Raw genomic sequence first — 12,794 nt, 5'->3', positions numbered from 1 at the left:
GACATGTTTTAAAAGGATTATTCGTTGATGCTGACCTGGTCCCGCCCGTCAACATCTGTTAATTGTACGACAATTCTTTCCGACTGGCTCGTCGGGATATTTTTCCCGATAAAGTCGGCTCGGATCGGCAGTTCCCGGTGGCCGCGGTCGACAAGCACCGCCAGCTGGATCCGGCTCGGACGGCCGCTGTCCATGAGCGCATCCATGGCGGCGCGCACCGTTCTGCCCGTGTATAACACGTCATCCACCAAAATCACTTTTTTATCCGTAATGCTTGACGGCAGTTTGGTGCCTTTTACTTCCGGTTCGCCATCGGCCGTTTTTTTGCTTAAATCATCGCGGTACAGCGTGATATCAAGTTCACCGACTTCCACCGGGCACCCTTCAATCTGCTCAATCCGGGCGGCCAATCGTTCAGCCAAATAAATGCCGCGCGTTTTGATTCCGACGAGCATCGTATCTTCAATGCCTTTGTTCCGTTCGATAATTTCGTGGGCGATCCGCGTCAAAGCCCTGCGGATCATGACTTCATCCATTACGATCGCTTTTTGGACCATGTTGTCACCTCTGGGAAAAAATCAAAGCCTTCCGCTGGGAGAGGCAGGAAGGCTTATTTGTAAAAAGTATCGTTCCCTTGCCAGCCTCACGGGACTGTTTTTAAAAGGCTTATGAAGTTATTTTTACCTTAAACTTTTTTCGGCGGTTTGTCAATTCTTTTTTCACAAACCTAATCTCAGCTTGTTTAAAAGCGCTTGGAAATCGTCCGGCAGCGGTGATTCGAACTCAAGATATTCCCCCGTGCGCGGATGGCGGAACCCGAGCACCCCGGCATGGAGCGCCTGCCCGCCGAAATCGATCGTTTTTTTCGGGCCGTATTTCGGGTCGCCGGCAAGCGGATGGCCAATATATTTCATATGGACGCGGATTTGGTGGGTGCGCCCAGTTTCCAGCTGGCATTCAATAAACGTATACTTGTTAAAACGTTCCAAGACGCGGAAATGGGTGACCGCCGGCTTGCCATTGTCCACTACAGCCATGCGCTGCCGGTCAGCAGGGTCCCTTCCGATCGGGGCATCAATCGTCCCTGCATCATGCGGGATATTGCCGTGGACGAGCGCATAATATTTGCGCGTTACCGTTTTTTTGCTTAGCTGCTCCGCCAGTTTTTCATGTGCCATATCGTTTTTGGCGACCATTAAAAGCCCTGATGTGTCTTTGTCAATGCGATGGACAATGCCGGGGCGGAGCACGCCGTTAATACCCGATAAATCTTTGCAATGGTACATTAAGCCGTTCACAAGCGTTCCCGAGATGTGCCCGTTTGATGGATGGACAACCATGCCTTTTGGCTTGTTGACGACAAGCACATCAACATCTTCATAGTAAATATCAAGATCCAAATTTTCCGGCAGAATATCAAGCACTTCCGGTTCAGGCACTTCCACCCCGATAATGTCCCCCGCGGCGCATCTGTAATTCGCTTTTTCTTTCTTCCCGTTTACGATTACATTTCCATCTTTGATCCATTGCTGGACTTGCGATCTCGACCATTCTTCCTGCATGGAGGAAACGATTTTATCAAGCCTTTCATTTGCTTCATGTTCAAGAACGGTGTGGTCCATTTTTTCTATCAATTTTCTCCTTTGTCTTCCTCTCATCAAAAAGCATAAAAATAAATAACAGCACAACGCCAATGGTTAAACTGGAATCAGCCGCGTTAAAAACGGCAAAATCGTAGCTGCCGAAGCGCAAATGGACAAAATCGACCACTTCGCTGCGGAACAGGCGGTCGATAAAATTGCCTACCGCACCGCCCAAAATGAGCCCGAGACTGATGCCGAGCAATAACCTGTTTTTGGCGTATTTTTGGATGTAATAAATAATACCGGCAACCACGGCCACAGTAATCACATAAAACAGCCACATTTGCCCTTCCAGTATGCTGAAGGCAGCGCCTGTGTTGCGTGTCGATGTAATAAAAAAGAAGTTCGGGATGACTTCGATGCTCTCCCCGATGTACATATTTTTTAAGACAAGCCATTTTGTCAGCTGATCAATGCCGATTACAATGAGTGCAATAGCATAATATAAAATAAACAATTGGTTTTCCTCCGCCCCTGTTTGTGTGGCCGCACGACTTACTTTGCCGCCGGCCGCATGTTTTCTTTCTGCATTTTACCATAAACAAAGGGCAGCGAAAAGAAAAGGACTAATGGAATATGTCATATGGGACGGGTACTTTTCCATACACCCAGATATTCTGCCAGTCCGCCGGCGACAGAAGCGTCGGGATTTCCTGCAGCCACTCCTGCGGAATTGCGTCTTCATCCACGGTATTGATTCTGGATAAAGCCGTTTCGATATCTTTTTGTTCTTCTTGAATCAAGCTTTGCACAACCTCGTGCTTCGATTCATAAGCGCTTAATTCTTCTTTCAGGGATTGCAGTAACGTCTCGATCTCATTGCCCAATTCGCCCAGCCCCCCATTCAGGTTGTTGCTTTTAGCATTCCCGGGCTGCCGGCGGATTTTCGGAAAAACGTTTACTAAAAGTAACAAAATCATGTAATGGTAAGCTGTTTTTCCAGCATAAAAAACCGGCGCTGCACCCGTAATAGAAGCAGCACCGGCTTCACCGAAATCACACTTGCGCATTCAACGTTTTCACGACAGATGCGCAGCGCGGGCAAAGGGTTGGATGATCATGGTCATGGCCGACATCAGGTGTAACAACCCAGCAGCGTTCGCACGTTTCGCCTTCCGCTTTTTCCACAATAATCGCGGCATGTTCCAATTTTAAAGCATTTTCCGGCGCTTCATCAAGCGAACCCGCCACTTCAAACCCGGAGATGATGAACAATTGTTTTTTGCTTTCCGAAATGCTGTCCAGCAACGCTTTTGTTTCATCATTGACATACAAAGTTACTTTTGCGGTCAGCGATTTCCCGATCACTTTTGCATTCCGTGCTTCTTCCAATGCTTTCAGGACATCATCCCGCAGCGCCATGAAGGCATTCCATTTTTCTTCCAGTTCTGCAGCATTCGGATAATCGACATATTCAGGCATATCGGTGAGCTGCACGCTTTCTTCCGTGACGCCCGGGATATACTGCCAAACTTCATCAGCTGTATGCGGCAAAATCGGTGAAAGCAATTTTGTCAATGCAATGAGACATTCGTACAAAACGGTTTGCATTGCACGGCGTTCCGGATTATCCGCCAGTTCAATGTACAGCACGTCTTTTGCAAAATCCATATAGAACGAGCTGAGGTCGACTGCGCAGAAATTGTTGACGGCATGGTAAATGGTTGCATACTCGTAATGTTCATAAGCATCGCGCACTTCTTTTACGAGTTTGTTCAATTTCACAAGCATAAATTGGTCGACTTCGCGCAGGTCTTCGTAAGCAACCTTATTTTTTGCCGGATCAAAATCGTTCAGGTTCCCGAGCATGAAACGGAACGTATTGCGGATTTTCCGGTAAACTTCTGACACTTGTTTCAAAATATCATTGGAGATGCGGACATCAGCCTGATAGTCAACTGATGCGACCCACAGGCGGATAATGTCTGCCCCAAGCTGGTCGACCACTTTTCCCGGGGAAATGACGTTGCCGAGCGACTTACTCATTTTGCGGCCTTCCCCGTCAAGTACAAAGCCGTGGCTTAAAACACCGTCGTACGGAGCGCGCCCTGTTACAGCAACACCGGTAATCAGGGAAGAGTTAAACCAGCCGCGGTATTGATCTGAACCTTCAAGATACAAATCAGCCGGGCGTTTTAAACCTTCCTGAGAAGCCAAAACGCCTTGATGCGAAGATCCGGAGTCGAACCAAACATCCATAATATCCGTTTCTTTTGTAAAAATGCCGTTTGGGCTGCCCGGATGCGTGAATCCTTCCGGAAGCAGGTCTTTCGCCTCCCGTTCGAACCAGACATTGGATCCGTACTGGCGGAACAGATCGGATACGTGCTGGATGGTTTCTTCCGTGATGATCGCTTCGCCGTTTTCCGCGTAAAATACCGGAATCGGCACGCCCCACGCACGCTGCCGGGAAATACACCAGTCGCCGCGGTCTCGGATCATATTATGCATGCGGATTTCGCCCCAAACCGGCGTCCATTTTACATCTTTGATGGCTTCCAAAATATCATCGCGGAACATGTCAATAGAGGCAAACCATTGCGATGTCGCCCGGAAAATGACCGGTTTTTTCGTCCGCCAGTCATGTGGATACGAGTGCGTCAAAAATTTCAGTTTCAACAGCGCACCCGCTTTTTCCAATGCTTCGCAAATCGGTTTATTCGCTTTGTCGTAAAACAAGCCTTCAAATCCCGGTGCCTCTTCTGTCATCATACCTTTGTCATCAACCGGGCAAAGCACATCAAGCCCGTATTTTTTGCCAACGATGAAGTCGTCTTCCCCATGTCCGGGGGCGGTGTGGACGCAGCCGGTACCACTGTCGGTGGTAACGTGGTCGCCGAGCATGACAAGCGAGTCGCGGCCGTAAAGCGGATGTTTTGCCACAATATATTCCAAATTTTTTCCCGGAACGGTTTGAACCACTTCCGCATTTTCCCATTCCAGCACCCCGCTGACTTCTTCCAGTAAGGCTTCGGCAACAAGGTATTTTTGCCCGTTTACTTTTGCAACGACATAGTTGATATCCGGATTCACGGCAATCCCAAGGTTTGCCGGAATCGTCCACGGGGTCGTTGTCCAGATGACGATTTTCGTATCTGTGTCCAGGACGCCTTTTCCGTCTTTCACGTCGAAAGCAACATAAATGGAAGGCGATTTGATGTCCTTATATTCGATCTCCGCTTCCGCAAGCGCCGATTCGCTCGAAGGGGACCAGTAAACCGGCTTTAGGCCTTTGTAAATATAGCCTTTTTTCGCCATCTCGCCGAATACTTTAATCTGCTCGGCTTCATATGCCGGACGCAGCGTCAAATAGGGATGTTCCCAATCGCCGCGCACGCCAAGGCGTTTAAACGCTTTTCTTTGGCGGTCAATCTGTTCATAGGCATATTCTTCACAGAGCTTCCTGAATTCGGCAACCGACATGGCTTTCCGGTTCACGCCTTTTTTCGTCAGCTCCTGCTCGATCGGCAGCCCGTGCGTATCCCAGCCCGGCACATACGGCGCATGGTAGCCGGACATTGATTTATAGCGGTTGATGATGTCTTTTAATGTTTTGTTTAACGCATGGCCCATATGGAGATCGCCGTTTGCGTACGGAGGCCCGTCATGAAGGACAAACAGCGGCCTGCCTTCCGTACGTTTCATCACTTTTTCATAGATGTTCATTTCTTCCCACCTTGCCTGGATTTCCGGTTCTTTTTTCGGCAAATTTCCGCGCATCGGGAAGTCTGTTTTTGGCATTAATAGTGTGTCTTTATAATCCATTCTGATCCTCCTGCCTTCTTGTAATGCAATTTAGAATTTTCCGTTAGGTTCATCCTTGCCAAAAATCCATTAAAAAAACCTTCCCATCCCCAAAAATAGGGACGAGAAGGTTTCCCGCGGTACCACCCTAGTAGGCATAAGACGATGCCCGCTCGACATCCGTAACGTGGATGGGCCGCTTTTATCTACTGGCCATTTCGGCGTTCAAGGCAAGAACTCAAGGGGGATATTCAAGTTACGTTCTTTGCCGGGCTCCCACTGTCCCCGGTTCGCTTTGAAAGTTGGCGTAACCCTACTGCCCTGTCATCGTTTTTTCATATACAGTATTTAATGTAATTCATTATATGTGGTTTTTTTCCTTTTCGTCAAGCCTAATTTACTTCTTCTTCTTCAAGTTCGAGGTCCGTTGCGTCGACTTCAAACTCCATCAGTTTATCCCAATCATCATTATTGATGAGGTCAAGCTGCGCTTCGATCAGCATTTTGAAGCGTGTTCTGAACACTTTCGACTGCTTTTTCAGCTCTTCAATTTCCAAAGCGATTTTCCTTGCTTTCGAGAGCGCTTCATTGACGATCCGGTCGGCGTTTTTTTCCGCCTCACGGATGATCAGTTTCGCTTCTTTCTGTGCGTTTCCCTTCACTTCCTCCGCTGCTTCCTGGGCAACAACAATGGATTTATTTAACGTTTCTTCAATGGAAGTAAAATGGCTCAAGCGCTCATTTAAAGAAGCCACTTTATCTTCCAGGCTTTTCTTTTCACGGATCAGCATTTCATAATCTTTAATGAGCTGGTCAAGGAATTCATTTACTTCGTCTTCATCATAACCGCGGAACCCTTTGCTAAACTCCTTATTATGTATATCTAACGGCGTTAAAGGCATGTGGCCACCTCCTGTTCAATTTGCCTTCTTCCTTTTTCAAAAGATTGCCTTCCCTCCTTGTTATTATACTGGAATTCGACGATTTTTTGGGAAAATCCTGCTAATAAATCAAATTATTTTAATATACCCGCCACAATTCGCCATTTTTCTTTTTTTGTTTTGCCTTCCACCCGGAACATCCGGCTTCTGCCGTATCCCCGCACCGAAAAATAATCGCCCTCCCGGCACTGGAACGCCGGGTCTTCAACCGTTTTCCAGTTCACTTTTATAAGACCGCGCCCGATCAGCATTTGCGTTTTCTGCCTTGAGATATTGTAAATAGCGGATAGGACCGCATCAAGGCGCAGCGAACTGACCGTTGCCTTTTTTTCCTGCCATTCCTCTTCAACGCTAATGGCTTCTTCCAGTGTTTTTTTCACTATCCGGACTGTCGTTTTGCCGATCTGACGGAACTCCATTTGGATAAAGTCCGTATATTCCGCCGCAATGAAAAATTGGGTACGGCCGCCGCGGATCAGGATATCCCCGAATTTTTCCCGTTTTAAGCCGAGGGACATCAGGGATCCGAGCACATGCTTATGCTCAAATGAAACAAATTTGGACGGATATTCCACTTCAAATAATGCGATTTGAAAATCTTGCGTTTCAGGTGAAAAATAGTCGGGAAAAAGCAACATCCTTTTCCGCTCGCTCTCCGGCCTGCCGCCATAAGCCTGTACGCGAATCCCGCTTTGCGTCCCGATAATCATTTCCACAATTTGCTGCATGCGCGGATCCAAAAAATCCGTTAGTTTTGGCGCATAAGCATCCTCTACATACTGCCTCCAGGCAATCACCTTGTCGACAAACTCTTTTTCATCCGGCCGAAAATGCTGATAAATTGAATCCATAGAAAATCTCCTTTGAATGAAAAAAAGGAACAGACATGTCCCTTTTTTTGGAAAAATAAACGTTCAATCTTACTCACATCAACCACGAGAAAACCTGCGCAATCCCAGCTCTTGCCAAATCCAAAACGAAAAAAGCCACAATCGGAGAAATATCAATCATGCCGATCGGCGGGATAATCCGGCGGAACGGTTCCAAATACGGTTCCGAAATCCGCGCAAACAGGCGCCCGATCTCGGTATCCCTGATATTAAACCATGACATAAAAATGTAAATCAGGAGGATGTAGGAGTAGATTCTCATTAAAAGTAAAATGATTGTTAAAATTGAGCCTAAAATTGAATCCATTCGGTTTAAGGCCACCTCGTATCGTTATAATCCTGCTCCTGCAGGAATTCGGAAATTTTTCCGGAAACTTCGACGTTATCCGGCGTACAGAGAAAAATATTACTTCCGATCCTTTGGATATCACCCGCAATTGCATAAACCGTCCCGCTCAAAAAATCGACAATCCGCTTTGCCTGGTCATGCGGCATGCTTTGCAAATTGACGACGACAGCCCGGCGGTTTTTTAAATGGTCGGCGATTTCCTGTGCATCGGCATATACCCTTGGCTCTTCAAGAATAACTTTTGATGATTTTTGGACACTCTGCAGGCTGACAACGTTTTGCCGCGCATGCCTTACCGGTTTTTGTGCCGGCGGTTCAGGCTCCGGTTCGTATTCTTTTTCCATCATTTCTTCTTCCTGGTCATCGTATTCATCATCAAGCAAAAAAAACGACTTAAATTTTGTTTTTAATCCCATTCCTTTACACCTCCGTTTGTTTTAACGTGAACCGACAAGTGCGGTACCAATCCTTACAAAAGTTGCGCCTTCTTCTACAGCAATTTCGAAGTCGTTCGACATGCCCATCGATAGCTCATGGCATGGGGCGTAATCCAAGTGGAGGCTCTCAACTTCCTGTTGCAACTGCTTTAATCCGCGGAACGTGCTTCTGATCGTGTTTTGGTCATCCGTCAGCGGTGCCATTGTCATAAGGCCGACAACAAGGATATGCGGAAAATCCTTCATTTTGTGGACAAAATCAAGCACTTGCCCGGGTTCCATCCCGTGTTTCGATTCTTCCCCCGAAACATTCACTTGGATAAAGCACTTCATTTGTTTATCGGCTTTAGCCGCCCGTTTTTCTATTTCTTCCGCAAGGCTGAGGCGGTCCAAAGAGTGTATGTAACTTACTTTATCAATAACATTTTTTACTTTTCTTGTCTGCAGCGTCCCGATAAAATGCCAAACAGGGCGGTTGCCGAGGGTTTTATATTTTTCAAGCAGGCCGTCATCCCGGTTTTCGCCGAGATGGCGGATCCCCGCATCAAGCGCCTCCTGTGCCCTATCTGCAGATACATACTTTGTCACTGCGATAATTTCAATATCCCCGCGTTTCCTTCCTGCGCGTTCACACGCTTTTTCGATCCTTTCATTGATGTTTGCGAGGTTTTCAGAAACTTTCATCTCTCTGGTGCTCCTTTTATCCCGATAAAGCCGAGCATTCTTCCGGTGCGGCCGCGGTCGCGCCGGTGCGAAAAGAAATCTTCTTCCCGGCAGCTTGTGCACAAATTGCTGATCTGTATGCGGCTTTCCGGAATGCCTGCTCGCTGCAATATGATTTGATTTAAATGTTTTAAATCCAAGGCGTACTGCCCCGGAGTTTTTTCAACATACGGCAAATCTCCGGCCTTTCCGAGCCAGGGGAGGGCAGCCTCGATAACACGGTTGTCAACGACATAACAATTCCGGCATATGGACGGCCCGATGACAACTTCAATTTCACTTTCCGGCACACCATCCTTTACCCAGTTTTCAACCATTTTAGCCGCGATGCCACGGGTTGTCCCTCTCCATCCTGCGTGCACTATCCCGATCCGCTCATGTTTCGGGGCAAAATAGAAAATCGGCACGCAATCCGCAAAGGCCAGCACAAGTAATATGTCTTTTTCATCGGTGTATAATCCATCAGTATGAGGAAAAGACGATCCGTAATCAGCCGCGCCTTTTCCACGGTCATGGAGGGTAACTTTTTGCACATGGTCTTCATGCGTCTGTTCGGCTCCCACCCAAGATGATAAAGGGAAACCGGTCCTTTCCGCAACAATTTGCCGGTTCTGCCTCACAAAATCAATATTGTCATTGACATGAAAAGCGAGATTTAAACTGCCGTTAAACATTTTGCTTGTACCGCCGCCTTTTACGGTAAACCCTGCGGCAATCCCGCTTTTCTCCCAGCTTCCGACCGTATAATATTCGGCTGCCGTTTTGGTAAACGGTTCTTCCATATGGCCTTCACCCGGCTTTCCTGGAAAAATTCTGTTTGTTTTATTATAACGTTTTACGCCGATATCTTCTATATCTTTTCTTTTTGAATACGTTTTTCCCATTCTGATTTTATTTATAACAAATTTACCCAAAATTCGCAACTTTTTATGTTGATAGGAAAAATACGCCTGCAACTCGACAAATGTAACCGGTTTGTAATATAACTAATAAACCGTTGTTACTTTCCTGTTATACAACTCTGCTATTCTATGAATAACAAAAAACTTACATAAAAGAGGTACTAGATTTGAAAAAAATTTGGTTATCTTTATTCACAGTCTGCATCTTTTCTTTTGGTACAGGCCATGGAGCATTTGCAGCAACGACGACTTACACAGTAAAAGCAGGAGATTCATTATATAAAATCGCAAAAAAATACCATGTTACCGTGGCTAAGTTAAAAAGCTGGAACCACTTAAAATCGGATATGATTAGAGTCAAACAAAAGCTGAAAGTGCAAAGCAGCTCATCCTCAAAAAAAGTTTCAACTTCATCCGTTTCTTACCGGACCATTAAGGTAAAAGCAACTGCTTATACGGCAGGTTCCGGCAGCGGAATTACGGCTACCGGCATCAACCTAAAAAAACATCCGAATTCGAAAGTGATCGCGGTTGACCCGAAAGTCATCCCGCTCGGTTCCAAAGTTTACGTTCCGGGTTACGGAACGGCAATTGCCGGAGATACCGGCGGCGCCATTAAGGGTAAAAAAATTGATGTTTTTATTTCGAGCAAAAAGAAAGCCATCCAATGGGGCGTCAAAACAATCACGATTAAAGTTTATAAATAAAAAACGGCTGTCCGCCGTTTTTTTGTTTTCCTCCTGCTGCCTATTTTTTCGGTTCCTGGAGCTGCTGCTGTGTATAAGGCGATTCTTTAAAGCGGACTAATATAACATCGGTGCCGATTTTGACGATGTTGTTCCAAGGGATGACAATTTCATCATCTTTTCCGAACAGGCCGAACATTTTCCCTGATGCACCGCCTACAATGATGCTTTCGATCGTCCCGGTATCCAAATTGATGTCTATATCCTCCACATTTCCAAGTTTCCTGCCGTCCGATATGCTAACAACATCTTTGATTTGAAAATCCGAAATACGGACCATGCGCTCTCCCCCCCTGTTGTCGTGCTGCTCTATAATACAAGTTTATGCGCACCGGGCGGGATTTACGAATAAAACATCCATAATCGTCTTACTCGCAACCATTGCATGAAAAAGGTCTTCTGCACACATTCGAACTATTTTTTCACAGAAAAAAAGAAGGCTGTGATAATCGCGAAATCCGCTTCGCTCCCTGCGTCCGCGAGCCTCCCCGCCGATACCTCAGCACAGGGATTCTTCTTGCACGCTTATCCCGCAGGAGTCTCAGAAATGAGCAATCATCAACAAAAAATAGCATAACCAAAAAGAAAAACGGGGGGCAGACTCCGCTTTTCTTGATCCAGCTGCGGCGCCATGGTTCTAGTGGATTTCTAAGCATTCTCCATGAAATAAGTCAGCATCGGGTCGCTAAGAGCACAGCGTGTTTCCTTTATTTAAGTCTAATATTATGAAATCCATACGCCCAAAGCGCCTACGCTTTCTTATTGAATATTCTTATTCATTTGCCTGATGGCTGCTTTTTCGAGGCGGGAAACTTGTGCCTGGGAGATGCCGATTTCCTCCGCGACTTCCATTTGTGTTTTGCCTTGGAAAAACCGTTTCCGGATGATCATCTTCTCCCGTTCATTCAAGCGCCTCATCCCTTCATGTAGCGCAATTTCTTCAATCCATTGGGAATCTTTATTTTTTTCGTCGCTCACCTGGTCCATGACATAAATCGGGTCGCCGCCGTCATTGTAAATTGGCTCAAACAGCGACACGGGATCCTGGATCGCATCGAGCGCAAACACAATATCTTCATGCGGAACATCCAGCTCCCTGGCGATTTCTTCTGTTGTCGGTTCTTTTGAAGTGGTGCTCATCAGTTTTTCCCTTACCTGCAGGGCTTTATAAGCGATATCTCTTAATGAGCGTGATACGCGGATTGGATTATTGTCCCTTAAATACCGCCGGATTTCCCCAATAATCATCGGAACGGCGTACGTAGAAAAGCGGACATTTTGATTTAAATCAAAGTTATCGATGGATTTCATGAGTCCGATACATCCAACTTGGAACAGATCGTCCACATATTCCCCGCGGTTGTTAAAGCGTTGGATCACGCTCAACACAAGCCGCAGATTGCCGTTGACGAGCTTTTCCCTTGCAGATGCATCGCCGGCATGCATTTGCTTTAAAAGTTCCCTCATTTCCTCGTTTTTCAGAACGGGGAGTTTGGAGGTATCCACCCCGCAAATTTCCACTTTGTTGCGCTTCAAATCTTTTCCCCCCTATCAGGAATCAGGAGCTGCTGTTCAAAAACAGTATCTCCCCGGGAGGGAAAATTATGCACCGCGCCCAATGCAAGGGCAGGGTGCAGAGCGCATCAAAAACTTTGCCGGCTGTGCTTTCCGGCCGCCTAAAAAATTTTTCTGCTATACCATTTTATTGAATTTTTTTCGTAATCTTTTAATTATCCTTTTTTCCAGCCTGGAAATATAAGACTGCGAAATACCCAGCATATCCGCGACATCTTTTTGCGTCTTTTCTTCTTTCCCCTTCAGCCCGAAACGCAGTTCCATAATTTGTTTTTCACGGTCAGAAAGCTGATGGAGCGCGCTGTATAATAATTTTTTATCCACATTTGCCTCGAGGTCTCTCGTAATGATGTCATCATCCGTGCCGAGTACATCCGAAAGCAGCAGTTCATTTCCGTCCCAATCGATATTTAATGGCTCGTCAAACGAAACTTCTGACCGCAGCTTGTTGTTCCGCCTTAAATGCATTAAAATTTCATTTTCAATACAGCGGGATGCATATGTTGCCAATTTGATCTTCTTTTCAGGGTTAAAAGTATTTACAGCTTTAATGAGGCCGATCGTGCCAATGCTGATTAAATCTTCAATGTTGATGCCGGTATTTTCGAATTTACGCGCGATATAAACGACAAGCCGCAGATTCCGCTCGATCAAAATCGATCGTGCCGCTTTATCTCCGGACGGCAATTTCTTCAATAGCATTTCTTCTTCTTCTTTTGAAAGCGGCGGGGGCAGTGCTTCATTTCCTCCAATATAATAAATTTCATCCGCTTTCATCCCAAGTTTGAACAGGAGTTTGTACCAAAAATAAGAGAGTTTCAACCGTAAATGTTTCACAACCATC

The 12,794-nt window shown here is 46.2% G+C and carries 15 protein-coding genes and 1 other annotated feature; of the genes, 1 reads left to right on the top strand and 14 read right to left on the bottom strand.

Features of this window, described 5'->3' with window-relative positions; translation table 11 throughout:
• Positions 1 to 17: 17 nt before the first annotated feature.
• The 11 genes from pyrR to pgeF form a co-directional block, all read right to left on the bottom strand.
• Positions 18 to 557 carry a bifunctional pyr operon transcriptional regulator/uracil phosphoribosyltransferase PyrR gene (gene pyrR / locus GBH70_RS10745; protein ID WP_151681045.1) on the bottom strand — a complete coding sequence of 180 codons (540 nt, stop codon included), beginning with the start codon at positions 555 to 557 and terminating at the stop codon, positions 18 to 20.
• A gap of 162 nt (positions 558 to 719) precedes the next feature.
• Positions 720 to 1,631, bottom strand: a complete 912-nt coding sequence (locus tag GBH70_RS10740; RefSeq protein ID WP_151681072.1) for an RluA family pseudouridine synthase — start codon at positions 1,629 to 1,631, stop codon at positions 720 to 722.
• Positions 1,603 to 2,100, bottom strand: coding sequence for a signal peptidase II (gene lspA / locus GBH70_RS10735; RefSeq protein WP_151681044.1), 498 nt, complete (start codon positions 2,098 to 2,100; stop codon positions 1,603 to 1,605). Before lspA ends, GBH70_RS10740 begins: the two co-directional genes overlap by 29 nt.
• 109 nt (positions 2,101 to 2,209) lie before the next feature.
• On the bottom strand, positions 2,210 to 2,653 hold the full coding sequence (locus GBH70_RS17220) for a hypothetical protein (protein ID WP_253693756.1): 444 nt from the start codon (positions 2,651 to 2,653) through the stop codon (positions 2,210 to 2,212).
• Positions 2,640 to 5,408, bottom strand: coding sequence for an isoleucine--tRNA ligase (ileS, locus tag GBH70_RS10725; protein ID WP_151681043.1), 2,769 nt, complete (start codon positions 5,406 to 5,408; stop codon positions 2,640 to 2,642). The genes GBH70_RS17220 and ileS overlap by 14 nt, the downstream gene beginning before the upstream one ends.
• A 94-nt stretch (positions 5,409 to 5,502) precedes the next feature.
• Positions 5,503 to 5,724: a binding site (T-box leader), on the bottom strand.
• A gap of 55 nt (positions 5,725 to 5,779) precedes the next feature.
• Positions 5,780 to 6,289, bottom strand: coding sequence for a DivIVA domain-containing protein (locus tag GBH70_RS10720; protein WP_151681042.1), 510 nt, complete (start codon positions 6,287 to 6,289; stop codon positions 5,780 to 5,782).
• 113 nt (positions 6,290 to 6,402) lie between these two features.
• Positions 6,403 to 7,179 carry a YlmH family RNA-binding protein gene (locus GBH70_RS10715; RefSeq protein WP_151681041.1) on the bottom strand — a complete coding sequence of 259 codons (777 nt, stop codon included), beginning with the start codon at positions 7,177 to 7,179 and terminating at the stop codon, positions 6,403 to 6,405.
• 73 nt (positions 7,180 to 7,252) lie between these two features.
• Positions 7,253 to 7,525, bottom strand: a complete 273-nt coding sequence (locus GBH70_RS10710; protein WP_151681040.1) for a YggT family protein — start codon at positions 7,523 to 7,525, stop codon at positions 7,253 to 7,255.
• Positions 7,526 to 7,530: 5 nt separating this feature from the next.
• Positions 7,531 to 7,983, bottom strand: a complete 453-nt coding sequence (locus GBH70_RS10705; protein WP_151681039.1) for a cell division protein SepF — start codon at positions 7,981 to 7,983, stop codon at positions 7,531 to 7,533.
• 21 nt (positions 7,984 to 8,004) lie between these two features.
• The gene (locus tag GBH70_RS10700; protein ID WP_151681038.1) at positions 8,005 to 8,688 is read right to left on the bottom strand and encodes a YggS family pyridoxal phosphate-dependent enzyme; all 684 of its coding nucleotides are present in this window, start codon (positions 8,686 to 8,688) and stop codon (positions 8,005 to 8,007) included.
• Complete coding sequence (pgeF, locus tag GBH70_RS10695) at positions 8,685 to 9,509, bottom strand: peptidoglycan editing factor PgeF (RefSeq protein WP_151681070.1); 825 nt, start codon at positions 9,507 to 9,509, stop codon at positions 8,685 to 8,687. The genes GBH70_RS10700 and pgeF overlap by 4 nt, the downstream gene beginning before the upstream one ends.
• Before the next feature lie 287 nt (positions 9,510 to 9,796).
• On the opposite strand from pgeF, the gene GBH70_RS10690 reads away from it, so the two are divergent.
• On the top strand, positions 9,797 to 10,336 hold the full coding sequence (locus tag GBH70_RS10690) for a 3D domain-containing protein (protein ID WP_151681037.1): 540 nt from the start codon (positions 9,797 to 9,799) through the stop codon (positions 10,334 to 10,336).
• A gap of 40 nt (positions 10,337 to 10,376) precedes the next feature.
• On the opposite strand, the gene GBH70_RS10685 is transcribed toward GBH70_RS10690, so the two are convergent.
• The 3 genes from GBH70_RS10685 to sigE all read right to left on the bottom strand — a co-directional run bounded on the left by GBH70_RS10685 (position 10,377) and on the right by sigE (position 12,787).
• Entirely contained in the window at positions 10,377 to 10,655 is a 279-nt protein-coding gene (locus GBH70_RS10685) for a YlmC/YmxH family sporulation protein (protein ID WP_151681036.1), read from the bottom strand.
• 479 nt (positions 10,656 to 11,134) lie between these two features.
• Positions 11,135 to 11,911, bottom strand: coding sequence for an RNA polymerase sporulation sigma factor SigG (gene sigG / locus GBH70_RS10680; RefSeq protein WP_151681035.1), 777 nt, complete (start codon positions 11,909 to 11,911; stop codon positions 11,135 to 11,137).
• A gap of 156 nt (positions 11,912 to 12,067) precedes the next feature.
• Positions 12,068 to 12,787 carry an RNA polymerase sporulation sigma factor SigE gene (gene sigE / locus GBH70_RS10675; RefSeq protein ID WP_151681069.1) on the bottom strand — a complete coding sequence of 240 codons (720 nt, stop codon included), beginning with the start codon at positions 12,785 to 12,787 and terminating at the stop codon, positions 12,068 to 12,070.
• Positions 12,788 to 12,794 lie beyond the last annotated feature (7 nt).

It is taken from the genome of Weizmannia acidilactici (assembly GCF_008974225.1).
In the GTDB taxonomy this organism is placed as follows: domain Bacteria; phylum Bacillota; class Bacilli; order Bacillales; family Bacillaceae_C; genus Weizmannia; species Weizmannia acidilactici.
The sequence above is the reverse complement of the archived record's forward strand: the minus strand, read 5'-3'. Positions and strand labels throughout refer to the sequence as shown.

Bases quoted from the DNA above. Each gene is read 5' to 3' on its own strand.
- GBH70_RS10720 (WP_151681042.1), bottom strand. From the start codon at position 6,289: ATGCCTTTAACGCCGTTAGATATACATAATAAGGAGTTTAGCAAAGGG.
- GBH70_RS17220 (WP_253693756.1), bottom strand. From the start codon at position 2,653: ATGCGCAAGTGTGATTTCGGTGAAGCCGGTGCTGCTTCTATTACGGGT.
- GBH70_RS10705 (WP_151681039.1), bottom strand. From the start codon at position 7,983: ATGGGATTAAAAACAAAATTTAAGTCGTTTTTTTTGCTTGATGATGAA.
- GBH70_RS10685 (WP_151681036.1), bottom strand. From the start codon at position 10,655: ATGGTCCGTATTTCGGATTTTCAAATCAAAGATGTTGTTAGCATATCG.
- GBH70_RS10715 (WP_151681041.1), bottom strand. From the start codon at position 7,179: ATGGATTCAATTTATCAGCATTTTCGGCCGGATGAAAAAGAGTTTGTC.
- ileS (WP_151681043.1), bottom strand. From the start codon at position 5,408: ATGGATTATAAAGACACACTATTAATGCCAAAAACAGACTTCCCGATG.
- pyrR (WP_151681045.1), bottom strand. From the start codon at position 557: ATGGTCCAAAAAGCGATCGTAATGGATGAAGTCATGATCCGCAGGGCT.
- GBH70_RS10710 (WP_151681040.1), bottom strand. From the start codon at position 7,525: ATGGATTCAATTTTAGGCTCAATTTTAACAATCATTTTACTTTTAATG.
- GBH70_RS10700 (WP_151681038.1), bottom strand. From the start codon at position 8,688: ATGAAAGTTTCTGAAAACCTCGCAAACATCAATGAAAGGATCGAAAAA.
- pgeF (WP_151681070.1), bottom strand. From the start codon at position 9,509: ATGGAAGAACCGTTTACCAAAACGGCAGCCGAATATTATACGGTCGGA.